Source organism: Mitsuaria sp. MSU3D, assembly GCF_056867975.1.
This window is the reverse complement of record NZ_CP200314.1, coordinates 4,630,929-4,652,885: the sequence shown is the minus strand read 5'-3', so window position 1 is coordinate 4,652,885 and position 21,957 is coordinate 4,630,929. Positions and strand designations below refer to the sequence as shown.

The 21,957-nt window shown below is 69.7% G+C and carries 19 protein-coding genes and 1 riboswitch; of the genes, 14 read left to right on the top strand and 5 right to left on the bottom strand.

The features are described from left to right. Positions 1-56: 56 nt before the first annotated feature. The 6 genes from AC1VNM_RS20425 (at position 57) to AC1VNM_RS20400 (ending at position 5,008) form a co-directional block, all read left to right on the top strand. Complete coding sequence (locus AC1VNM_RS20425; RefSeq protein WP_483108107.1) at positions 57-824, top strand: GNAT family N-acetyltransferase; 768 nt, start codon at positions 57-59, stop codon at positions 822-824. Positions 825-955: 131 nt separating this feature from the next. Next, the gene (locus AC1VNM_RS20420; RefSeq protein WP_377159357.1) at positions 956-1,663 is read left to right on the top strand and encodes a winged helix-turn-helix domain-containing protein; all 708 of its coding nucleotides are present in this window, start codon (positions 956-958) and stop codon (positions 1,661-1,663) included. Continuing rightward, a complete protein-coding gene (locus AC1VNM_RS20415; RefSeq protein WP_377159359.1) occupies positions 1,663-2,979 on the top strand; it encodes an ATP-binding protein in 1,317 nt (438 codons plus the stop codon). Before AC1VNM_RS20420 ends, AC1VNM_RS20415 begins: the two co-directional genes overlap by 1 nt. A 436-nt stretch (positions 2,980-3,415) precedes the next feature. Further along, positions 3,416-3,988: an outer membrane beta-barrel protein gene (locus AC1VNM_RS20410; RefSeq protein ID WP_483108106.1), complete on the top strand. Its 573-nt coding sequence runs from the start codon at positions 3,416-3,418 to the stop codon at positions 3,986-3,988. Between the two features lie 307 nt (positions 3,989-4,295). Further along, positions 4,296-4,577 (top strand): hypothetical protein, encoded by a 282-nt coding sequence (locus AC1VNM_RS20405; RefSeq protein ID WP_483108105.1) that lies wholly within the window; start codon positions 4,296-4,298, stop codon positions 4,575-4,577. Next, a complete protein-coding gene (locus AC1VNM_RS20400; RefSeq protein ID WP_483108104.1) occupies positions 4,559-5,008 on the top strand; it encodes a hypothetical protein in 450 nt (149 codons plus the stop codon). The genes AC1VNM_RS20405 and AC1VNM_RS20400 overlap by 19 nt, the downstream gene beginning before the upstream one ends. A gap of 105 nt (positions 5,009-5,113) precedes the next feature. Here the strand turns inward: AC1VNM_RS20400 and purB are convergent, their stop codons facing one another. Next, a complete protein-coding gene (purB, locus tag AC1VNM_RS20395) occupies positions 5,114-6,481 on the bottom strand; it encodes an adenylosuccinate lyase (protein WP_377159367.1) in 1,368 nt (455 codons plus the stop codon). A 158-nt stretch (positions 6,482-6,639) separates the two neighbouring features. On the opposite strand from purB, the gene AC1VNM_RS20390 reads away from it, so the two are divergent. Together AC1VNM_RS20390 and AC1VNM_RS20385 are read left to right on the top strand one after the other, a co-directional pair. After that, a complete protein-coding gene (locus AC1VNM_RS20390) occupies positions 6,640-9,546 on the top strand; it encodes a polysaccharide deacetylase family protein (RefSeq protein WP_483108103.1) in 2,907 nt (968 codons plus the stop codon). A 218-nt stretch (positions 9,547-9,764) separates the two neighbouring features. Further along, positions 9,765-10,274, top strand: a complete 510-nt coding sequence (locus tag AC1VNM_RS20385) for a GNAT family N-acetyltransferase (RefSeq protein ID WP_483108102.1) — start codon at positions 9,765-9,767, stop codon at positions 10,272-10,274. A 164-nt stretch (positions 10,275-10,438) separates the two neighbouring features. On the opposite strand, the gene AC1VNM_RS20380 is transcribed toward AC1VNM_RS20385, so the two are convergent. The 3 genes from AC1VNM_RS20380 to AC1VNM_RS20370 form a co-directional block, all read right to left on the bottom strand. After that, positions 10,439-11,131, bottom strand: coding sequence for a glutathione S-transferase family protein (locus AC1VNM_RS20380; RefSeq protein ID WP_483108101.1), 693 nt, complete (start codon positions 11,129-11,131; stop codon positions 10,439-10,441). A gap of 65 nt (positions 11,132-11,196) precedes the next feature. Next, positions 11,197-12,330 (bottom strand): M48 family metallopeptidase, encoded by a 1,134-nt coding sequence (locus AC1VNM_RS20375; protein WP_483108100.1) that lies wholly within the window; start codon positions 12,328-12,330, stop codon positions 11,197-11,199. Between the two features lie 47 nt (positions 12,331-12,377). Continuing rightward, positions 12,378-13,571 (bottom strand): YjgN family protein, encoded by a 1,194-nt coding sequence (locus AC1VNM_RS20370; RefSeq protein WP_377159377.1) that lies wholly within the window; start codon positions 13,569-13,571, stop codon positions 12,378-12,380. Positions 13,572-13,812: 241 nt separating this feature from the next. Between AC1VNM_RS20370 and AC1VNM_RS20365 the strand changes: the two genes are divergently transcribed. The 4 genes from AC1VNM_RS20365 to metW all read left to right on the top strand — a co-directional run bounded on the left by AC1VNM_RS20365 (position 13,813) and on the right by metW (position 18,425). Beyond that, positions 13,813-14,445, top strand: coding sequence for a glutathione S-transferase family protein (locus AC1VNM_RS20365; protein WP_483108099.1), 633 nt, complete (start codon positions 13,813-13,815; stop codon positions 14,443-14,445). A gap of 108 nt (positions 14,446-14,553) precedes the next feature. Continuing rightward, complete coding sequence (sppA, locus tag AC1VNM_RS20360; protein ID WP_483108098.1) at positions 14,554-16,425, top strand: signal peptide peptidase SppA; 1,872 nt, start codon at positions 14,554-14,556, stop codon at positions 16,423-16,425. A 16-nt stretch (positions 16,426-16,441) separates the two neighbouring features. After that, positions 16,442-16,491, top strand: a riboswitch (SAM riboswitch). Positions 16,492-16,567: 76 nt separating this feature from the next. Continuing rightward, positions 16,568-17,758, top strand: a complete 1,191-nt coding sequence (gene metX / locus AC1VNM_RS20355) for a homoserine O-succinyltransferase MetX (RefSeq protein ID WP_483108097.1) — start codon at positions 16,568-16,570, stop codon at positions 17,756-17,758. 82 nt (positions 17,759-17,840) lie between these two features. Further along, positions 17,841-18,425: a methionine biosynthesis protein MetW gene (metW, locus tag AC1VNM_RS20350; protein ID WP_377159383.1), complete on the top strand. Its 585-nt coding sequence runs from the start codon at positions 17,841-17,843 to the stop codon at positions 18,423-18,425. Positions 18,426-18,449: 24 nt separating this feature from the next. Here the strand turns inward: metW and AC1VNM_RS20345 are convergent, their stop codons facing one another. Beyond that, on the bottom strand, positions 18,450-19,475 hold the full coding sequence (locus AC1VNM_RS20345) for a M14 family metallopeptidase (RefSeq protein WP_483108096.1): 1,026 nt from the start codon (positions 19,473-19,475) through the stop codon (positions 18,450-18,452). Positions 19,476-19,501: 26 nt separating this feature from the next. On the opposite strand from AC1VNM_RS20345, the gene AC1VNM_RS20340 reads away from it, so the two are divergent. Together AC1VNM_RS20340 and AC1VNM_RS20335 are read left to right on the top strand one after the other, a co-directional pair. Beyond that, entirely contained in the window at positions 19,502-20,350 is an 849-nt protein-coding gene (locus AC1VNM_RS20340; protein ID WP_483108095.1) for a lysophospholipase, read from the top strand. Positions 20,351-20,469: 119 nt separating this feature from the next. Then, a complete protein-coding gene (locus AC1VNM_RS20335; protein WP_377159389.1) occupies positions 20,470-21,945 on the top strand; it encodes a M20 family metallopeptidase in 1,476 nt (491 codons plus the stop codon). The last annotated feature ends 12 nt before the right edge of the window (positions 21,946-21,957 follow it).

The following is a 21,957-nucleotide window of genomic DNA, read 5'->3' as shown; positions in this document are numbered from 1 at the left end:
ATGATGGCGTCGATGAGGATCCTGACGATGACGCTCACGGGCGCTGGGAGGCGTGGATGGACGTGTTGAGAACGGCGCGCTTGCGCCTGCGGTGGTTTCGGCAATCGGATGCGGCCTTCGTCCGCGGGCTGCTCAACGAGCCGGCCTGGATCGAGCACATCTACGACGCGCAGGTCCGCACCGACGAGCAGGCCGCGGCCTGGATCCGGGAGCGGCTGGAGGCGCGCTACTGGCTGCTGGGCTTCGGTTTCTGGGCCGTCGAGCGGCTGGAGGACGGCGAGCTGCTCGGCCTGGCCGGCGTGATCCAGCGCGAGGGGCTGCCGCATCCGGACATCGGCTACGGCTTTCCGGCGCGCTTCTGGGGCCAGGGCTACGCGCGGGAGGCGGCGGCGGCCACCTTCGACTACTGCCGCCAGGTGCTGGGGATGCGGCACCTGCTGGGCACGACGGCGCCGGAGAACGAGCCGTCCGGGCGCGTGCTGCTCGCGATCGGCATGACCGACGAGGGCCTGCAGCAGACCGAGGCGCACGAAGGCCTGTCGCGGGTCTATGCCTGGCACGATCCCGAGGGGCGGGACGACGCCGGGGAGATCGCCGCGTTGCGCGCCCGCTGGCACGCCGCGCTGCGCGGGCCGGCGCGGGCGGCGCTGATGGCGTGCGTGACGCCGGAGACCGTCGATCGCGTGATGGCCAGCCGCACCGACCTGTCGCCGCAGGCGATGGACCACCTCGCGCAGCGCTGGGCGCCGATGGCGGACGACCCGACGCTGCGGGCCGTGCGCACCCCCGCGGGCTGGCGGCTGGACATTCCGGCCGACCGCTGACGCCCCCTGTCGCCCCGGTGGGCGCCGGCCAGCACGGCGCCGTCGGGCGTCGGCGGCAAACACGCGCGTGCGCATGCGCGCTTAAGCGTGGCTGAAGTCGGCGGGGGAGGGCCTCGCCTATGCTCGGTGCCATGGACATTTCTGCTCAGAGCGCCGCGCGCATCCTGCTCATCGAGGACGACGAGCGTCTGGCCCAACTGGTCGCCGACGCGCTCAGCAAGGCCAACTACGCGGTGACCGTCTGCGGCGACGGCCTGGCCGGCGAGGCGCTGATGCGGCAGGAGCCCTTCGATCTGGTGCTGCTGGACGGTCACCTGCCCGGCAAGGACGGTTTCGACGTGCTGCGCGACACGCGTCGTGACTTCGGCGGCCGCATCGTGATGCTGACCGCGCGGGACGACGACATCGACCAGGTGCTCGGTCTGGAGGGCGGCGCGGACGACTACATCGCCAAGCCGGTGGCGCCGCGTGTGCTGCTGGCGCGGCTGAAGGCGCTGCTGCGTCGCGACGCGCTGCCGGCGGCGCACCCGGTCGGCGAGGCGCTGCATTTCGGCCCGCTGACGCTGCTGCCGCAATCCCGCGAGCTGCGCCTGAACGGCGAGCCCGTCATCCTCACGACCGCCGAATACGAGCTGCTCAACTTCCTGGCGCACCGCGCGGGTCAGGTGGTGAGTCGTGACGACATCATGCAGGGCCTGCGCGGGCTGGAGTTCGACGGGCTGGACCGCGCGATCGACGCGCGCATCTCGCGGCTGCGCAAGAAGATCGGCGACGACGCGCAGGCGCCGGTGCGGATCAAGACGGTGCGCGGTCAGGGCTACCTCTTCGCGATCGACTGATGGCCGCGATCACGCTGCGCGCCTCGCTGTTGCGGATGGCGCTGGGACTCGGGCTGGCGGTGCTGGCGCTGATCCTGCTCGTCGAGGGGCTGGTGCTGATCGGCGCCTCCGAGGTCACCAACGACTACGTCCGCAACTTCATGCGCGGCACGGTGGACCTGCTGGTGCGGGACCTCGCGCCGCTGGACCCGCCGGCGCGGCGCGAGCGGGTGCGCGAGCTCGACGCGCAGTTCGACTATCCCGTGCGCCTGATCCGCACCGACCTCGCACAGCTCAGCGCGGACCAGCGCCGCCGGCTCGAACGCGGCGAGGTGCTGGTCACCGGCTTCAACCGCCGCATCTACGCGGCGCTGCCGGGCGAGCCCGACCAGTTGCTGCTGCTCGGCCCGCTCGATTCCAAGCGGGCGGGCGAGCTGCCGAAGGAGCTCGCCGCGCAACTGGGCGTGGCGGTCGTGATCGCGCTGGCGGTCGCGCTGATCGCGTGGTGGCAGTTGCGGCCGTTGTGGCGGGATCTGCGCGGATTGCAGCGTGCAGCCGAGCGATTGAGCGCGGGCCGGCTCGACACGGAATTGCCGCCGTTGAAGAGCCGCCTCTTCGCGCCGGTCGCCGCGGCGACGCGCGCGATGCTGGAGCGGCTGGCCGCCGCGATGGCGACGCAGCGCGAGCTGACCGGCGCGGTCTCGCATGAACTGCGCACGCCGCTCGCGCGCTTGCGCTTCGCGGTCGATGCGCTGGTCGACGAGGACGACCGCGACCGCCGCGAGCAGGCGGTGATGGCCTGCGAGCGCGACATCGCCGAGCTCGACGAACTCATCGACGCGAGCCTGACGCTGGCGCGGCTCGACATGGGCGCGCTGCAGCCGCATGTGATGCAGGGCAACCTGGGCGACATGCTCGCGAAGGAAGCGGCGTCGCTGGCGCCGCTGCTCGACGGCAAGGCGCTGGACACGGACCTGCGGCTGCCCGATGAATTGCCTTTCGACGAACGCCTGCTGCCTTATGCGATCCGCAACGGGCTGCGCAACGCGGCGCGGTACGCGAAGGGGCGCATCCTGATGACGGCGTGGGTCGAGGCGGGTCAGCTCTGGCTCGCGATCGACGACGACGGCGAGGGCGTGCCGCCGTCGCTGCGCGAGGCGGCCTTCGAGCCCTTCAAGCGGCTGGAGCGCAAGGGGCGCGGGACGCGCGGTTTCGGCCTGGGCCTGGCGGTCGTGCGGCATGTCGCGCATGCGCACGGCGGGCATGCGCGGCTGGGCGAGGCGCCGCGGCTCGGCGGCGCACGGTTGCTGCTGTACTGGCCCGCCGAGGCGGCCTGAAGACCCAAGTACTACCGCCGCCGCTGGCCCTCACCCCCGCCCTCTCCCGCAAGCGGGAGAGGGAGTCAGACCAGCGCCACTCGCAGCGTCGCCTCCTCTTTCCCCCTCTCCCGCTTGCGGGAGAGGGAAGGGGTGAGGGGCGCGCGCAGCGCGCAGGGTCCAGGGAGTCATGCGGCGCTCCTCTTTCCCCCTCTCCCGCTTGCGGGAGAGGGAAGGGGTGAGGGCCAGTGGCCGTCGCAGTGCGCAGACCGCCCCGCGTGAAGCTTCGTCAAGCGCTGCGTGCGCGGCTGTCATCGACCGTCACACAAGCGCTCAACTCGCGCCACAGACGCGGCGAGGCCGAATTCCCAGAATGAGCTCCATGTCGAACGAGCCTGGCGGATGTCCAAGGCAACCCCGGACGACAGATCGGTCAACAGCTCTGAAGGAGTTCCAAATGAACAGCAACAACAACACCCGCACCTCGATCAACGGCAAGAAGGCCGGTCTGCTGGCTGCCGCGGCAGTCGCGCTGACCTTGGGCGTGGGCGTCGCGCACGCCGATCCGGTGACTCCGTACTACATCGGCGGCGACGTCGGCAAGGCGTCGCAACGTGTGGACGGCAACGCGCAGAAGCGTTCGTCGGACAGCTACAGCATCTTCGGCGGCTACAAGTTCAACGAGAACTTCGCGGCTGAAGTGGGCTACACCGACCTGGGCAAGGTCGACTTCGGCGGCGTGACGGCGAAGAACAAGGTGTACTCGCTGGACGGCATCGCCCGCGCCCCGCTGGGCAAGGGCTTCGGCGTCTACGGCAAGGTCGGCGTGGCGTATGCCGAGCGCGACTTCAGCAACGGCCTGGGCGACAAGGACAAGACCGGCCTGAAGCTGGGTGTCGGCGTCGACTACGCGCTGACCAAGAACGTCTCGCTGCGCGCCGAAGCCACCCGCTTCAACAACATGCCGCAAGCCAACGGCTTCGACAAGAAGGACGATCGTCTGAGCATGGGCCTGGCCTATCAGTTCTAAGACGACCGGTCACGGTTGACCGGTGCCGATTCCCCCCGGCACCGGCGCCTGACGGGGCTGCTCCGAGCGACACCCGACCCCCGATTCCCCGGCAGGTGCAAGGGCAGTGCAGAAATGCACTGCCCTTTTTTCATTGCCATCGGACACGCGCGTGTTGTGCTCGCGGTCCGCGCCCGATGTCGTCGACGCACAGGCGGGTCATGGGCGCCGCTCTCCGTTCTCGATGGAATGCATCCGCGCCGTCACCCGACGGTGTGATTCATCGAATCCGACTTCGTGGATCCGACTTTCTTTCGAGAACATCGACATGAACGCACTGAAATCCTCTTGTGAATCGCGCGACCTGGAGTTCCGCGAGCTGACCGACGCGGAGATCGACACCGTGCACGGCGGCGATTCGTGGGCCGGCACGCCCGAAGGGCGCGCCACGGCTGACGGCACGGCCTGCGCCAACACCATCCTCGCGTGGAGCAGCATCGGCTCCACCGTGGGCGGCATCGGCGGCAGCTTCATCACCGTGCTGGGTGGCTGGGCCATCGGCGGCGGCCTGGCCGCGGAGTACTCCAAGGCATGCAACATCACGCGGTGAACACGGACGCCCCCGTCCGGCTGCGGCCGGGGTGCCTGCCCCGCGCCGTGGCGCGCGTGGTCGCCGCGGGCGCGGGCGCCCGGCTCGTGCTCGCGCTGCCGGGATGCTGTGCGGCCTGGTCGTACGCCGGGATCTTCCTGGCGATCCTGGCGGCGTTCCTGTGGGGCGTCGTCGTCTTCCGGGTGACGCTGGTGTTCCTGGCGGCAGCCGTCGGCGGCACGCGCCCCCGGATCTCGCGGGCAGGTGTCGCCGCGCTGGGGGTCGTGGTCGCGGCGATCGGCGCGGAGGCCTTCCTCGCGATGGCGGGCGTCGCGACTGAACCCGTGGTGGCCGTGGTGCTCGAGGTCATCGCCGCGAGCTGGGTCATCGGCTGCGTGGTGCTCGTCGGACGTCGCTGGCGTCAGCCGCCGACGGCCGATCGGGAGGCCTGATAGCAAAAAGGGGCAGTGCCTGTTTGCACTGCCCCATTCTTGCAATCCTGTCGATCGCTCAACGCGGATCGAACGCCGATCGACCGGGTCGATCGGTCGGATCGATCAGATCCGCTTCGCCAGCGCTTCCGCCGTGCCGGTGTAGTTCCCCGGCGTCATCGCCAGCAGGCGCTGCTTCTCGGCCTCGGGCAGTTCCAGGCCTTGGATGAAAGCCTGGATCGATTCACGCGTGATCGCCTTGCCGCGCGTCAGTTCCTTCAGGCGCTCGTACGGGTTGGGCAGCGCGTAGCGGCGCATCACCGTCTGGATCGGTTCGGCCAGCACTTCCCACGAGCTGTCCAGGTCTGCGTCCAGCGCGGCCTGGTTGAGTTCCAGCTTGTCGAGGCCCTTGGTCAGCGAGTCGTAGCCCAGCAGCGCATAGCCCAGCGCCACGCCCATGTTGCGCAGCACCGTCGAGTCCGTCAGGTCGCGCTGCCAGCGGGAGATCGGCAGCTTCTGGCTCAGGTGCGTCAGCACCGCGCTGGCCAGGCCGAAGTTGCCTTCGGCGTTCTCGAAGTCGATCGGGTTGACCTTGTGCGGCATCGTCGACGAGCCGATCTCGCCGGCCTTGGTCTTCTGCTTGAAGTAGCCCAGCGACACGTAGCCCCACACGTCGCGCGACCAGTCCACCAGGATGGTGTTGGCGCGCGTCACGGCGTCGAACAGCTCGGCCATGTAGTCGTGCGGCTCGATCTGGATCGTGTACGGGTTGAAGGTCAGGCCCAGCTGCTTTTCGATCACCGACTGGCTGAACGCCTCCCAGTCCTTCTCCGGATAGGCCGACAGGTGCGCGTTGTAGTTGCCCACGGCGCCGTTCATCTTGGCCAGCAGCTTCACCTCGGCGATGACGGTGCGGGCGCGGCGCAGGCGGGCCACGACGTTCGCGATCTCCTTGCCGACGGTCGTCGGGCTGGCGGTCTGGCCGTGCGTGCGGCTCAGCATCGGCGCGGCGGCGTGGGTCTGGGCCATGGCGGTCATCTTCTCGATGACGCGGTCCAGCGCCGGCAGGATGACCTGGTCGCGCGCGGCCTTCAGCATCAGGCCGTGGCTGGTGTTGTTGATGTCCTCGCTGGTGCAGGCGAAGTGCACGAACTCGCCCGCGCCTTCCAGTTCCGCCTTGCCGGCGAACTGCTGCTTGATCCAGTACTCGACCGCCTTGACGTCGTGGTTGGTCGTCTTCTCGATGTCCTTGATCGCCTGCGCGTCGGCTTCGGAGAAGTTCGCCACCAGCGCCCGCAGGAACTCGCGCGACGCCGTCGACAGCGGCTTCAGTTCCGCCAGGCCGGCGTCCGACAGGGCGATGAACCACTCGATCTCCACCTGCACGCGGCGGTGCATCAGGCCGAATTCGGACAGCAGCGGACGCAGCGCGGCCATGCGCGACGCATAGCGACCATCCAGGGGCGACAGGGCGGTGAGGGCGGAGAGATTCATGGCGCGCGCGGGCCGGAACCGGCCATTCAGGGGGTGGGACAAACCCGGGGATTCTACAGAGCGGGTCACAATGGCCCCCGCTCCGCGCAGCCACCGGCCGAGGGACGGTGTCCGGCAGGTCCGGCGCGGGGATATTGAGGGAAGGTTCGAGGGAAGGCATGCAAGAGAGAAGTCAACGCAAGGGCGCCGTCTGGATGACCGCCCAAGCGGCCGTCATGGCCGCGGCATCCGCCGTCACGATGACCCTGATGAGCGGCTGCAAGCCCGGCGGCGATGCGCCCCGGCCGCTGGCGCCGGTGGAGGCCGCCTCGGCCAATCCGGCGATCAGCGCCACGCTGCTCAAGCAGAGCGACGAGGTGCTGGCGCGCTACCGCCAGATGATCGTGCTGATGGACGGCGAGTCCGCGCTCAAGCCCGCCGAGCGCGACGCGGTGCGCGCCGTCGGCATGCTGCTCTTCCACGACATGCAGGACAGCATGCGTGCTCTCGGCGAGACCGCCTCGAAGAGCACCGACCCCGCCGGCCTGGCGGCGCTCTCGGACCTGCTCGATCGCATCGAGCAGGAGCCGTCGTGGTTCGACGCCGACCGGCTCGCGTTCAAGGAATTCCTGACGCAGCTCTCGCAGCAGTTCTCGACCTCGCAAAGCATCGCCGGACTCAAGCTGGCCAAGCGCGCGGGCGAGGACCTGAGCGTGCTGGCCGAGATCGAGAACGCCTATGAGCAGGAGCTGCGCGACACCTTCGGCCGTTTCGCGCAGCGCGGCATCGTGCCCAAGCGCGAGAAGTGGACCGACTACGTCGCCAAGCTCAAGGGCCTGTACGCGCGCGACCGCATCCTGAAGGACTACGCGACCATCCTGCCGGACCTGCAGGCACGTCCGAGCATCACGGAAGGGGCCGACGAGGGCGCGGCCTCGACGACCGCGGTACCGACCGCCCAGACGGCGCAGACATCGCCGGCAGCGGCTGCCACCCGCGGTCCCAGCAAGCAGGAACGCGAGTTCTTCGGCCGCCAGCTGCCGCCCAAGACGGTGCTGCTGACCTTCGACGACGGCCCGCACCCGCGCTACACCGACGAGATCCTGGAGATCCTCAAGCGCTATCAGGCGCCGGCCGTGTTCTTCGAGCTGGGCCGCAACCTGGGCAGCGTCGACGCCAACGGCAAGGTCAAGCCCGGGCCCGGCAGCGAGGTCGCCAAGCGCGTGCTCGCCGCCGGCCATCCGATCGCCAACCACAGCTTCAGCCACGGCGTGATGTCGAAGTTCGAGCTCGACAAGGTCCGCCAGGAAGCCAGCTCGACCGAGGCCCTGCTCGACGCCGCCGGCCGCGACGGCCAGGCGCTGTTCCGCTTTCCCTACGGCGCGCGCAACGACGCGGCGCTCGGCGCGATCGAGGCGCTCAAGCTGCGCTCGATGATGTGGAACGTCGACTCGCTGGACTGGTCCGACCCGATTCCCAAGTCCATCGCCGCGCGGGTGCTGGGCGAGCTCGGCAAGCAGCAGCGCGGCATCGTGCTGTTCCATGACATCCATGCGCGCACCGTCGAGGCGCTGCCGCTGGTGCTCGACCAGCTCAAGGCCGAGGGCTACAAGTTCGCGGCCTGGAAGGACGGCAAGATCGTCGCGACCGACACGCCCGCCGCGGACGCGGCGGCGCCGGACCTTGCGGGCGCGAACCTCTATCGCGACAGCGTCGCGCTCGTGATCGGCATCGACCAGTACAAGGCCTGGCCGCGACTGCAGCACGCGGTGCGCGACGCCCGCGCGATCCAGGAGACGCTGCAGACGCAATTCGGTTTCCGGCCCGAGAACGTCACCACCTTGACCGACGGCGACGCGACGCGCGCCAACATCCTGCGCGCGCTCAACGGCATGGCGCGCAAGGGCGGGGACGGCAAGCTCAAGCGCGACGACCGCGTCTTCGTCTTCTTCGCCGGCCACGGCAGCACGCGCAAGCTGCCGAGCGGACGCGACGTCGGCTACATCATCCCGGTCGACGCCGGCACCGACGACCTGCAGACCGACGCCATCGCCATGCCGCAGCTGCAGGAGCTCAGCGAGGCGCTGCCCGCCAAGCACGCGTTCTTCGTCATCGATGCCTGCTACTCGGGCCTGGGCCTGACGCGCGGCGGCGCGCCGGGCGGCAGCGCCAACTTCGTGCGCGACAACGCGCGGCGGATGGGCCGCCAGATGATGACCGCCGGCGGTGCCGACCAGCAGGTCGCCGACGACGGCCCGGGCGGACATTCGGTCTTCACCTGGACGCTGCTGCAGGCGCTCTCGGGCAAGGCCGACCTCAACGGCGACGGCCTCATCACCGCGACCGAACTGGCGGCCTACGTGGCGCCGGCGGTGTCCGCCATCGCACACCAGACGCCGGCCTTCGGCAGCCTGCCGGGCAGCGAGGGCGGCGAGTTCATCTTCGAACTCGCGTCCGCGCAGGAGCAGGCGCTCAGCGGCGACAGCAACCAGCTCGACGTCAAAACGAGCGCGCTTGCCAAGCAGGCCGACGATGCCCGCAACGCACAGCTGCAGCCGGTGGCGCAGGCCTCCGCGCCGACCGGTGCCGCGCCTGGATCGCCCGCGGCCAGCGCGACCTCGGTGCAGGTCACGTTGAAGGGCCTGGACGGCAGCGACACCGCGATCGCCACCAGCGCCGCGCCCGCGCCGACCAGCGCGCGCATCGCGGCGCAGCGCGCCAACGACCGCGGCCTGCTGCTCTACAAGGAGCGCCGCTACGACGAAGCCGAAGCCGCGTTCACCGAGGCGCTCAAGCTGCAGCCGAAGTTCGCGCTGGCGGCCAACAACCTCGGCTTCATCTACTACAAGCGCGACAAGCCGGCCGAGGCGGCGCGCTGGTACCGCAAGGCGATCGAGATGGACGGCAGCCGCGCGCTGGCGCATCTGAACCTCGGCGACGCCTTGCTGCGCGCGGGCGACGACGCGGGCGCGCAGGCGGCGTACCGGGCCTTCATCGAGCTCTCGCCCAAGCACGCGCGGGCCGCGGAACTCAAGGCCTGGATCGAGCATCCGGACAGCGCGAAGAAGCCGGAACCACCGCGCTGAAACGACGCCCTTGCCGCTGCCGCGTGATCGGCCGGGAGGGGCCGCGAACGGCGACCGATCAGCGATCGGGCCGCGATCGTTCAGCGACCGGAACTGACGGCGACCGGGCGTTGGAAAGGACCGACGGCGGGCGGGTTGTCCCTGATGCGAGGGGCATTCCGCCTGCTGCTTAATCCGTCCTTTCCCGCTCGGTTGACGACTGGTTACCGCTTCGTTCGATGCTTTCCCTGGCCTCCGATGGCGCCGCACCGCGCCTGATCCGTGTGCATCAGATTGATCCCCTTGCCTGGGCGCCGTTGCTGGCGGCCAGCGAGAGCGAGGGGCGGCAGATGCTGCGCCGCCTGATGGACGAATGGCGCAGCGGCGCCAACCGTTACGAGCAGCCCGGCGAATCGCTGTGGGCCTGGCTCGACACGAACGGGCAGGTCATCGCGGTGGGCGGGCTCAACGTCGAGCCGCCACCCGGACGTCCTGGCACCGGCCGCATGCGTCGCTTCTACGTGCATCCCGACTGGCGCGGCCACGGTCTTGCGAAGCGTCTCGTGAACGCGGTGCTCGCCAGCGCGCAGGGGCATTTCAGCCGCTTGCATGTCAACTGCGAAGAAGCCGCGTCCGCGACCTTCTGGACCCGTTGCGGCTTCGCGCCGATCGACGCGACCCTCGATCCCATCGATCGTCCTGCGCGCTACACCCACGTGCGGCTGTTGCCGCAGTTCCACGCCGCCTGACGACAAGACCTGTCCCTCACCCTTTCCCTCCCCCCAAGTCCTCGGTAGCAAAACCGCGGCAGTGAGACAGTGATGGGGGACGGGAGGGCGTGGGGTTTTGGCGCTTGACGCCAAGGCCCCATGCCCTCGCGGCCAACGCCCGTGCCGACGAAGGAAAGGGCGCCTCAGGAAGTCTTGGGCGGCCAGTGCTTTGCGCAGACCTCGGCCACGTGCGGCAGCGCTTCGATGCGCCGGAGCAGCGCGAAGAATTCGGGCCGACTCGCCTCCAGGTGTTTCCTCGACCCTGACCACTTCGACACGATCACTGCCATTGCATCGAGCGCACCGGGTTTAGCGCCGCTGAGCCACGGCTGGCCGGGGAACATGTCCGCGAAGATCTCCCAGTGCTTGTGCAGTCGCGCTTTCGTGCCGGCGATGATGGCCTCGCGGTCGTCCTTGTCGGTGCGGGTCGAGTAGCGTTCCGGGTAGTCGATGACGCTGATGCAGCTGTAGCAGTTGGCGGCGATGTAGACGAGGCCGCGCAGGATCTGGTCGCGTTGGCGATCGCTGTTGCCGAGCAGTGTCGCGTCCGGGAATCGCAGGCCGAGGTGCATCAGGATGGCGCCGCTTTCTGTGAGCACGTCGCCGTCGGGCGTGTGCAGCGTCGGGATCTGCATCAGCGGATTGAGCGCGCGCAGCGCGTCCTGCTCCGACGCGTTTTCCCATGAGGATGCGTGCACCGTGCGGTACGCCTGGCTGCACCAGCGCAGGCCGATCTCGACGATCGAGGAGCCGGAGCCCTGCGTGCCGTAGAGGACGTAGCCGACGTCGGACGCTGAGTGGGAAGTCGAGGTGGAAGCCGAGGGGGAGGCGGTCATCACGATCTCCGCGAAAGTGGAGCGGAGAGTGTAGAAGCGCCGCCCGGCGCTCGGTCGGCCCTCGATCAGCGCTCGAAGAACCGCATCCGCTCGTCGTCCGCCGGATGCGTGTTGAACGCGATGCGCAGCAGTTCGCCCGCGCCCGCCTTGGCCCGTTCGCCGACGTCGCGGCCGAGGCCCTGGGGCTCGGAGGCACGCTCGGCACGGGCCTGAGCGGACCGCTTTGATCGCCACTCGCCGATGCGCTCGAACAGCACCAGCATCGCCCGTGGCGACCGGCCGCTGTCGATCAGCAGCCGCTTCGCCTGCGCGTCGGCCGCGCGTTCGAAGTCGCGCGAATAGCTCGCCTGCATCAGCACCGCCGGCGCGCCCGCGAGCAGGCTCGAGAAGTCTCCCACCGCGAAGCCCAGCAACCCGCCCATCAGACTCGCGCGCATCGTCAGCCGCAGGCCGTGCTGCTCGCGCACATGGCCGAGCTCATGCGCCAGCACGCCGAGCACCGCATCGGGCTCGTCGCCGAGCAACCGCAGCAGTTCGTCGGTGACGACGATGTGCCCGCCCGGCAGCGCGAACGCATTCGGGCCGAAGGTCTGGCCGGCGTCGCGGAAGTGCAGTTCGTACGCCGTCGATTCGCCGGGCTGGCTGGCGACCATCGCGGCGAAGCGCTCGCGCCATTGCTGCTGATCGCGTACCGGCGTCTTGCTCGGCTTGAGCAGCAGACTGTCGATCTGTTCCATCGAGCCGTCGCCGATCGACTGCTCGATCGACGCGGGCAGGTGACGCGCGATCACGTCCGCGGCGGCGGGCACGCCCCAGTGCCAGGTCGCGCCGCCGACGGCCACGACCACGACCAGCGCCACGATCGAATGCTTCCAGCTGGAGAACCATCGCACCGCGAGTCCGCCCCCCAGCCCGCGCCCCTGCGTGGAGTCGTCGGCCCAGGCGTCCCAGTCGGCGGCGTCCTTAGCCATCAGCACGCCGCCGTCGGGCAGCTGCGCCTGCCGCTGTCCGTGCCGCGTGCGCTCGGGCCATTGCACCGCGCGGATCGGGTAACGGCGTTCGATGCCCTCCAGCGCCTGGTCGTGGACGACCAGTTGCTCGCGCTCCAGCCACAGCCGGACCGGCCGCGCACGGGCGCTGCGGCCGTCGAACCAGTCGGCGTGGAGCGTCGCCGCCTGCGCGCCTTCCACGCCTTCCACGCCTGTCGCGTCGTTCGATGCGTTCGATCCGCCCGCTGCGCCCGGCATCACAGGCCCATGTCGATGCCGAAGAAGTCGCCCGCGAGCTCGCCCGCGGCGTCCTGCGAGGCGCTCTCCTGGCCGGCCACCCAGGTCTCGGGATCGCCATCCATCGTCAGGCTCACGGCCTCCAGGCGCATGCGCGCGGTGTGCACCGCGGCGAACGGCCGGTACAGGCCGAGGGTCACCGCCGTCAGCAGCCAGTTCTTCAACGTGAGCCCGGCCAGCGCGCCGAAGCGCAACTGGCTGGTGAAGGACAGGTCGTCGGTCGTCGTGCGGTTCCAGAGCAGGTTCTGGAACCGCGCCGTGAAGAAGGGTCCGACCAGCGCGAAGAGCAGCAGGTAGGTCAGCCCGAACGACACGAAGGTCGAGATCATGAGCACCACCTTCGATCCGCTCAAGGCGCTGGCGCCCACGACCGCCATGGCCGCCAGCATGCCTGCGATCACCACGGCCAGCCCGATGCCGGCACCCTTGAGGCACAGCCAGTACACGCTGCCGGCGCCCAGGCGCAGTTCGCCTTGCTGTGCCGCGATGCGGTAGCCGTTGTGCTGGTAGCGCTTGGCCGCCGCGACGATCCATGGCATCACCAGCGTGATGCCGAGCACGGCCAGCAGCACCAGTTGCTCGACGATCCCGAAGCGCGGCTTGCCGTTGACCAGCAGCCCGGCCGGGCCGCCGACCGCCTGTGCCACCAGCACCACGCCCGAGAGGATCCAGACCGGCAGCGCCGGGGCATAGGCGCCCTTGAGCGTCCCCGTGAAGCCGAAGCGCAGGCCGCGCCAGCCGGTGTTGCCCAGCCGGAACTGCATGCCCGCGCGCCACAGCGCCGGCCAGATCGCGGCCATCACGACGAAGGCCACCAGTCCCGCCATCGGCGAGAAATGCCCGGCCGCCGAATACGTGCCCATCAGCACCAGCAGCAGCACGTGGCCGCGGAACATCTTCCACGGATCGCCGTGGAAGGTCAGCGCATGGCCGTCGACCAGCGTGTTGGCGTAGAAGTAGCGGATGCGCCGCGCCTTCGCGAACGGCCAGTACAGGCTGGCCGTGACGATCGTCAACAGCAGGTTGACGATCCAGATCCGGAAGTATTCGCTGCCCGATCCGGTGAACTGGATCTCGAGCTTGCGCTTGCGGTACTCCGACAGCGGCCATCCGGTCAGACCGCCGGTCGCCGCTCCCTCCTCGTGCTCTCGCATGATTCCCTCTCTCTGTCGTTGTGGTGGCCGGTCTCCCGGGGAGCCGGTCCGTGTCCATGGGCGCACCGCTTGCCTGATGCGCCGTCGTCGGCCCCCTCGGCCGCGACCCCGCATCCAGGCGGGGCGGGCGGGAGTGTGCGTCACCGGCGCAGGGGACGGCAATACACCCAAATGAGGGCTGCGCCACTGTCGCGTGCGGGAGTCAGTCCCCGGAGGCGACTCGTTAGAATCCCGCGACACCATGAAGCTCATCGGATCCCTCACCAGCCCCTACGTCCGCAAGGTCCGCGTCGTCATGGCGGAAAAGAAGCTCGACTACCAGTTCGAGCTGGAAGACGTCTGGGGCAGCGACAACATCCTCAAGATCAATCCGCTCGGCAAGGTGCCGTGCCTGGTCATGGAGGGGCAGGACTCGATCACCGGCGCGGTGTTCGATTCGCGCGTCATCGTCGAGTACGTCGACACGCTGTCGCCGGTCGGCCGCCTGATCCCGGAGCGCGGCCGCGAACGCTGCGAAGTGCGCACCTGGGAGGCGCTGGCCGACGGCCTCATCGACGCCTGCGTCGCCGCGCGTCTGGAGCACACCTGGTCCGGCCGCGCGCCGGGCGAGCGCAGCGAGGCCTGGGTGAAGCGTCAGATGAACAAGGTCCTGGCCTCGCTGCAGGCGATGGCCAACGGCCTGGGCGAGAAGAACTGGTGCTCCGGCAACCACTTCACGCTGGCCGACATCGCGCTCGGCTGCGCGCTGGGCTACCTGGACTTCCGCTTCGCCCAGATCGACTGGCGCGCGGCGCACCCCAACCTCGCGAAGCACTTCGACAAGCTCATGACGCGTCAGAGCTTCCAGGACACGCTGCCCCCCGCGAACGGCTGACGCGCCACTGACTTCCCGCCCGGGTGTTCAAACGGGCTCACAATCGCCCGATCCGGCTCGACATCCGAGCCGTTCTGACATTCCTTTGACGGATCCCGGGAGGATTGGATGGGTGTGAAGCGAGCGTTGGCGCCGATCGGGCGCTTTTTCGGTGGCGTGTGGTGGTTCCTGAACGGCACGCGGCGCGTGGTGTTCACGCTGCTGTTCTGGGTGATCCTGATCGCCCTGATCTGGGCCGCGGTGCACGGCGGCAAGCCGCTGCAGGACAAGACGACGCTCGTGCTGGACATCCGCGGCGAGGTCGTGGAGCAGTTCTCCGGCTCGCCGCGCGACCAGGCGATCGCGCAGATCAAGGGCGAGGCGCGCGCCCAGACGCGGCTGCGCGACATCCTGCGCGCGCTGGACGCGGCGGCCAAGGACGATCACATCGTGCAGGTCGCGCTGAACCTGGACCAGTTCGGCGGCGCCACGCCGGCCGCGCTGCATGAGATCGAAGCCGCGCTGACCCGCTTCAAGGCGAGCAAGAAGCCGGTGATCGCCGCCGGGCTGGCCTTCGACCAGCGGTCGTACTACCTGGCCGCGCAGGCCACCGAGGTCTACATCCACCCGATGGGCGGCGTGCTGATCGAGGGCTACGGCCGCTATCGCAACTACTACAAGGACGCGCTGGACCGCGTGGGCATCACGCCCAACGTGCTGCGTGTCGGCACCTACAAGAACGCGGTCGAACCCTACTTCGCCAACGGTCCGTCGCCCGCGACGCTCGAGGCCGAGGGCTATCTGTACGACGAACTCTGGGCGCGGTACCAGACCGCGATCGAGACCGCGCGCAAGCTGCCGAAGGGCTCGGTGCAGCGCGCCATCGACGAGTTGCCGCAACGGCTGAAGGCGGCCGGCGGCGATCCCGCCAAGCTGACGCTGGCCGAGAAGCTGGTCGACGGCCTGAAGACCGAGGACGAGGTCGAGGCGCTGCTCGAGAAGCGCGGCGCCAAGGACGAGAAGCGCCTGCGCCAGATCAACCTGGGTGCCTACGTCGCGCAACTGCCGCCCAAGCTGCCCAAGCCCGAGGGGCAGGTCGGCGTGATCGTGGCCGAAGGCGAGATCGTCGACGGCAGTGCCGGCCCGGGCAAGATCGGCGGCGAGTCGATGTCCCGGCTGATCCGGCAGGCGCGCGAGGACGACAAGGTCAAGGCCGTCGTGCTGCGCGTGAACTCGCCGGGCGGCAGTGCGTTCGCCTCGGAACTGGTGCGTCGCGAGCTGGAACTGACGCGCGCGGTCGGCAAGCCCGTCGTCGTGTCGATGGGCGGCGTGGCGGCGTCGGGCGGGTACTGGATCTCGATGTCTGCGGACGAGGTGATCGCCGACGCGTCGACGATCACCGGCTCGATCGGCGTGTTCGGCATGCTGCCCACCGGCGAGAAGCTGCTGGACAAGCTGTCGATCCACACCGGCGGCTACACGACGACCTGGCTGGCCAGCGGCTATGACCCGCGGCGCCCGCTGGATCCGCGGATGGCGCAGGTGGTGCAGTCGTCCATCGAGCACATCTACGCCGACTTCACCGGCAAGGCGGCGCAGGCGCGCAAGAAGTCCTCGCAGCAGATCGACGCCGTCGGCCAGGGCCGCGTGTGGACCGGCTCGCAGGCGCTGGAGCGCGGGCTGGTCGACAGAAACGGCCTGCTGTCCGATGCGATCGCCAGCGCCGCGAAGCGCGCCAAGCTCGGTGACGACCCGTCGGTGCGTTACGTCGAGCCTGACCGCAGCGCCTTCGATCGTCTGCTGACGAGCATGGGCGACGCCGCGGCGCCGTCGCTGCGCGGCATGGTCATGCATGCGCTGGGCGGCATTCCGGCGGTGCCGGCACCGCTGCGCGAGGCGCAGGTCGACATCACCTGGCTGGCCGAGCAGGCCGAGGCCGGCCCCGCGGGGTCGAAGCCGCCGGTGCGCGCGATCGTGCACTGCCTCTGCACCGCGCCGTAGCTATACTTCCGCCGATGGCGCCGATTTGTCCGGCTTGCGGGCGCCTTAGAAATGCAGCTAAAGAGGGACACCCGATCCACGGATCGAGACCCGGTGTTCCGCTTCAAGCAGCGGCGCCGGGTTTTGTTTTTTGGGGTGTTCCATGGGATCTGTCGGTGACGTCACACCGCAGCGGCTGTTGTTCGACGAGCCGCTGATCTTGCGCAGCGGCGCGCGCATCGCCGGTTATGAGTTGATGGTCGAGACCTACGGCCGGCTGAACGAGGACAAGTCCAACGCGGTCCTTGTGTGTCACGCGCTGAACGCGAGCCACCACGTGGCCGGCACGCACGCCGACATCGACAAGAGCGAAGGCTGGTGGGACAACCTCGTCGGTCCCGGCAAGCCGCTGGACACGGACCGCTTCTTCGTCATCGGCATCAACAACCTGGGCTCGTGTTTCGGTTCGACCGGCCCGATGCATCTGAACCCGGAGACTGGCCGCGTCTACGGTAAGGACTTCCCCGTCGTCACGGTGCAGGACTGGGTCGACGCGCAGGCGCGCGTGCTGGACCGTTTCGGCATCCAGAAGCTGGCGGCGGTGCTGGGCGGATCGCTGGGCGGCATGCAGGCGCTGGACTGGTCGCTGCGGTATCCGGAGCGCCTGCGCCACTGCATCGCGGTGGCGACGGCCCCCAACCTGTCGGCGCAGAACATCGCGTTCAACGAGGTCGCCCGGCGGGCGATCATCACCGACCCCGAATTCCACGACGGCTTCTTCTACGAGCACGGCGTGGTGCCGCGCCGCGGGCTTCGCGTGGCGCGGATGATCGGCCACATCACCTACCTGAGCGACGACGTGATGGAGGAGAAGTTCGGGCGCCAGATGCGCTCGGCGGAGCTGGGGTACTCGACCTCGGACATCGAGTTCCAGATCGAGAGCTACCTGCGCTACCAGGGCGACAAGTTCAGCGAGTACTTCGACGCCAACACCTACCTGCTGATCACCCGCGCGCTGGACTATTTCGACCCGGCGCGCGAGCACGGCGGCGACCTGAGCCGCACCTTCGCCACGGCGCTGTGCAAGTACCTGGTGGTGAGCTTCACGACCGACTGGCGCTTCTCGCCGGCGCGCTCGCGCGAGATCGTCAAGGCGCTGCTCGACAACCGGCGCGACGTGTCCTACGCGGAGATCGACGCGCCGCACGGTCACGATGCGTTCCTGCTCGAGGATCCGCGTTACCACGGCGTGCTGCGCGCCTACTTCGACCGCATCGCGAAGGAGCATGAAAAATCCTTGCCCGGTGGTGCGTCCACGCCGGTCTCCCACCGTCTGCAGGGGGTGGCGGTATGAGCGCAGCGCAGGGCCGTCCCAAGCAAGCTCACGTCCCGTCGGGGGACCGGACGCGGCGCGCCGCGGACGAGGGGAGCCAATCATGAGTGATCGCGCGGTGATGGACATGATCGCGGAGCTGGTCCCGACGGGCTCGCGCGTGCTCGACCTGGGCTGCGGCACCGGCGAGCTGCTGGCGCATCTGCAGGCCACGAAGGGCTGCACCGGCTACGGCGTCGAGCTGGACGATGCGAACGTGCTCGCCTGCGCGCAGCGCGGCGTGAACGTGATCCAGCTCAACCTGGAAGAGGGCCTGGCGATCTTCGAGGACCAGAGCTTCGACGTCGTGTTGCAGCTGGAGACGCTGCAGAACCTGCGCAACACCGAGGCGATGCTGCGCGAGACCGCGCGCGTCGGCCGGATGGGGGTGGTGAGCTTCCCCAACTTCGCGCATTGGCCGAACCGTCTGCAGATCCTCGCGGGCCGCATGCCGGTGACGCGCGTGCTGCCGTACCAGTGGTACGACACGCCCAACATCCGCGTCGGCACCTACGCGGACTTCCAGATCCTGGCGCGCAAGTGCGGGCTGCGGGTGCTGGACAGCTTCGGCGTGCAGGAGGGGCGCCAGGTCCGCGTGCTGCCGAACCTGATGGCCAGCATGGCGGTGTTCAAGTTCGATCGGGACTGAGCCTGGGCGACCCCGGCGGGGCGCTCACGCCTCGTAGCGCCCCAGCCGCACCATCGTCTGTCCGCTTTGACCGGCGCGGCGCGACGGCATGATCAGCACGCAGTCGTCGTGCGGCGTGACCCACAGGCGATCGCCGTCCTTGGCCAGCGGCGTGCCGGCCTTCGGGATCACCTTCAGGTGGTGCGTCGGCACCAGGAACCGGAACTCCGGCGTCACCGCCGTCACGCCTTCGCCGACGCGCACCAGCCGTTGCCGTTCCGGGGACGGTAAGCGCAGTCGAGCGTCCGCCCAGGGCGCGTCGACCATCTCCAGGTGCCGCAGGAAGCGCAGCGTGACGTCGAGGGCCATGTCGGCGCTCGCCGGCTCCCAATGCGAGCCGCATTCGACCAGCACCGCCTGCCGGGCGCTGCGCGGATCGGCGAAGCCGCCGCGATCGATCAGCCGCAGGCCCGCCGCATGGCCGGTGTCCACCAGCAGCGTCTCCGGCTGACCCAGCGCCCGCGCCAGCGGCACGCTCTTGTCTGTCATGCCGCAGATCGTCAGCGCCGGCGCGCCCGCCTCCTGCATCGAATGCAGATCCAGCAGCACGTCCGCCGCGTCGATGAAGGGGGCGAGCTCGCGCGCCCGCCGCAGTTCGGCCGAGTCGCGCGGACCGCGCAGCACGGCGTCGTCCCAGACCCGGTTCATGTCCTCGTCGACGCAGCGCGACGAGAACGGCTCCATCGCATCGAATCGCCCGAAGGCCTCGACGTTGGCGAAGGCCAGCACCAGTCGCCCGCGCAAGGGCGTGACCTGCTGGCTCAGCAGCGTGTCCAGCGCGATCGCGCCGCACAGCTCGTTGCCGTGCGTCAGCGCGACGACCATCGCCGTCGGTCCCGGCCGGCCGGAGTCCAGCACATGGACGAACTCGACGTCGGTTCCCGGGCCGTGCCGCCAGCGCTCGATCGTCGGCGGCTGGAGCCGGACTTCCGGGTTGAAGGGCGGGAAGGACTCGAGCAGGGCGGGCGTCATCGTCTTCGAAACGTGGGGGTCGTCCACGGCGGGGGACATGCCAGGCGATCCTACACTCCGGCCCCATGAAGACTCTCACCGGCCATGACGGCCTCCCGCTGCACTGGCGGGAATGGGGCGCCGACCTGTCGCTGCCCACCCGCGGCACCGTGCTGATCGTCCACGGCCTGGGCGAGCACATCGGCCGCTACGAGGCCGTCGCCCAGCGCCTGAACGATTGGGGCTGGCATGTCGCCGGCTTCGACCAGCGCGGTCACGGCGCCTCCGGTGGGCCGCGCGGGGACATTCCCCGGCATGACAGCCTGCTGCTCGACCTCGCCGCCACGATCGACTGCCTGCGCGCCGACGAGCGCAAGGGGCGGGGCCCCTTGATCCTGCTCGGTCACTCGATGGGCGGCGCGATCGCCGCCCGCTTCGTCGCCGGCGCCTTGGAGCAGGCCCCGTGGTCGCGGCCGGTCGACGGGCTCGTCCTCAGTTCCCCGGCGCTGGACGCGGGCCTGTCCGCCTTCCAGCGCGGGCTGCTCGGCGCCACGCTGCCGCTGCTGCCGCACCTGGCCGTCGGCAACGGGCTGAACCCGTCCTGGGTCTCGCGCAGCGCGGACGTGGTCCAGGCCTACAAGGACGATCCGCTGGTCCACAACCGCATCACCCCGACGCTGGCGAAGATGATCGCCAGCTTCGGCCCCGAGACGCTGCCGCTGGTGCCGCGCTGGACCACGCCGACGCTGCTGATGTGGGCGGGCGCGGACCGTTGCGTCGCCCCCGCCGGCAGTGCCGCCTTCGCCGCCGCCGCTGCCGCGGGCGGCGCCGTGCAGGCCGTGCCCTTCCCGGGCCTGGCGCATGAGATCTTCAACGAGCCTGAGCGCGAACAGGTCTTCGCCCGCCTGCGCGCCTGGCTGGGCTCACGCTCCTAGAATCGCCCGATCCAGCCCCCATTCCCCATTCCCCATCCCGTCACTTTCCGCCCGGACCGGCCGCCCCGCGCGACCCCGGACCCAGCCAAGGCGGCCCACCGGCCGCGCAGGAGACCCGCATGAACGCACGTGATCCGTCGTTGCCGCTGCAGACCGATGAAATCAGCGCCCTGGGCGCCTTCGCCGAGAAGGTCTGGGACCAGGAGATCGTCCCCGCGCTGACCGACTACATCGCCATCCCCGCCAAGAGCCCGATGTTCGACGCCGACTGGCAGGCCAATGGCTACATCGAGCGCGTCGTCCGCGACGCGGCCCAATGGGTCGAGAGCAAGAAGATCCCCGGCCTGAAGCTGGAGGTCATCCGCCAGGAAGGCCGCACGCCGGTCATCTTTTTCGAGCTGCCGTCGACCAAGGCCGAGAGCACCGACACCGTCGTCCTCTACGGCCACCTGGACAAGCAGCCGGAGTTCAACGGCTGGCGCGCCGACCTTGGCCCGTGGACGCCGAAGTACGAGGACGGCAAGCTCTACGGCCGCGGCGGCGCCGACGACGGCTACGCGATCTACGCCTCGATCACGGCGCTGCTGGCGTTGGACCAGCAGGGCATCCCGCGCCCGCGCTGCGTCGGCCTGATCGAGGCCTGCGAGGAATCCGGCTCCTACGACCTGCCGGCCTACATCGACCTGCTCCGGCCGCGCCTGGGCAACGTGTCGCTGGTGGTCTGCCTGGACTCCGGCGCCGGCGACTACGACCGCCTCTGGATGACGACCTCGCTGCGCGGCATGGTCTCCGGCGTGCTCAAGGTCGAGGTGCTGACCGAAGGCATCCACTCCGGCGACGCGTCGGGCGTGGTGCCGTCCTCGTTCCGCATCCTGCGCCAGGTGCTGGACCGGCTGGAGGATTCCAAGACCGGCCGGCTGCTGCCCGAATCCTTCCATTGCGACATCCCCGGCGTGCGCTTCGAGCAGGCGCAGGCGACCGCGGCGATCCTGAAGGAAGAGGTCTACAAGCGTCTGCCCTGGGCCTGCGGCGCGGACGGCGGCCCCGTGCTGCCGGTGACCTCCGATCCGGTCGAGGTGTTGCTCAACCGCACCTGGCGGCCGACGCTGTCGGTGACCGGCGTGGACGGCTTCCCCGAACTGAAGAGCGCCGGCAACGTGCTGCGCCCGTACACGGCGTTCAAGCTGTCGCTGCGCCTGCCGCCGCTGATCGACGGCAACGAGGCGGCGCTGAAGCTCAAGGCGCTGCTCGAGGACAACGCGCCGTACAACGCCAAGGTCAGCTTCGTGCCGGACGGCCGTGCGGGTGCCTACGGCGCCACCGGCTGGAACACGCCGGAGCTGTCGCCGTGGCTGAGCCAGGTGCTGGACGACGCCAGCCAGGCCCACTTCGGCCAGCCGGTCGGCTACATCGGCCAGGGCGGCACGATCCCGCTGATGAGCATGCTGCAGAAGGGCTTCCCGGCCGCGCAGATGATGGTTTGCGGCGTGCTGGGCCCCAAGAGCAACGCCCACGGCCCCAACGAGTTCCTGCACGTGCCCTACGGCAAGCGCCTGACCGCCGCGGTGGCGCAGGTGATCGCCGCGCACCCCTGACCGCCGCGGACT

Bases quoted from the DNA above. Each gene is read 5' to 3' on its own strand.
- AC1VNM_RS20425 (WP_483108107.1), top strand. From the start codon at position 57: ATGGACGTGTTGAGAACGGCGCGCTTGCGCCTGCGGTGGTTTCGGCAA.
- AC1VNM_RS20420 (WP_377159357.1), top strand. From the start codon at position 956: ATGGACATTTCTGCTCAGAGCGCCGCGCGCATCCTGCTCATCGAGGAC.
- AC1VNM_RS20415 (WP_377159359.1), top strand. From the start codon at position 1,663: ATGGCCGCGATCACGCTGCGCGCCTCGCTGTTGCGGATGGCGCTGGGA.
- AC1VNM_RS20410 (WP_483108106.1), top strand. From the start codon at position 3,416: ATGAACAGCAACAACAACACCCGCACCTCGATCAACGGCAAGAAGGCC.
- AC1VNM_RS20405 (WP_483108105.1), top strand. From the start codon at position 4,296: ATGAACGCACTGAAATCCTCTTGTGAATCGCGCGACCTGGAGTTCCGC.
- AC1VNM_RS20400 (WP_483108104.1), top strand. From the start codon at position 4,559: ATGCAACATCACGCGGTGAACACGGACGCCCCCGTCCGGCTGCGGCCG.
- purB (WP_377159367.1), bottom strand. From the start codon at position 6,481: ATGAATCTCTCCGCCCTCACCGCCCTGTCGCCCCTGGATGGTCGCTAT.
- AC1VNM_RS20390 (WP_483108103.1), top strand. From the start codon at position 6,640: ATGCAAGAGAGAAGTCAACGCAAGGGCGCCGTCTGGATGACCGCCCAA.
- AC1VNM_RS20385 (WP_483108102.1), top strand. From the start codon at position 9,765: ATGCTTTCCCTGGCCTCCGATGGCGCCGCACCGCGCCTGATCCGTGTG.
- AC1VNM_RS20380 (WP_483108101.1), bottom strand. From the start codon at position 11,131: ATGACCGCCTCCCCCTCGGCTTCCACCTCGACTTCCCACTCAGCGTCC.
- AC1VNM_RS20370 (WP_377159377.1), bottom strand. From the start codon at position 13,571: ATGCGAGAGCACGAGGAGGGAGCGGCGACCGGCGGTCTGACCGGATGG.
- AC1VNM_RS20365 (WP_483108099.1), top strand. From the start codon at position 13,813: ATGAAGCTCATCGGATCCCTCACCAGCCCCTACGTCCGCAAGGTCCGC.
- sppA (WP_483108098.1), top strand. From the start codon at position 14,554: ATGGGTGTGAAGCGAGCGTTGGCGCCGATCGGGCGCTTTTTCGGTGGC.
- metX (WP_483108097.1), top strand. From the start codon at position 16,568: ATGGGATCTGTCGGTGACGTCACACCGCAGCGGCTGTTGTTCGACGAG.
- metW (WP_377159383.1), top strand. From the start codon at position 17,841: ATGAGTGATCGCGCGGTGATGGACATGATCGCGGAGCTGGTCCCGACG.
- AC1VNM_RS20345 (WP_483108096.1), bottom strand. From the start codon at position 19,475: ATGTCCCCCGCCGTGGACGACCCCCACGTTTCGAAGACGATGACGCCC.
- AC1VNM_RS20340 (WP_483108095.1), top strand. From the start codon at position 19,502: ATGAAGACTCTCACCGGCCATGACGGCCTCCCGCTGCACTGGCGGGAA.
- AC1VNM_RS20335 (WP_377159389.1), top strand. From the start codon at position 20,470: ATGAACGCACGTGATCCGTCGTTGCCGCTGCAGACCGATGAAATCAGC.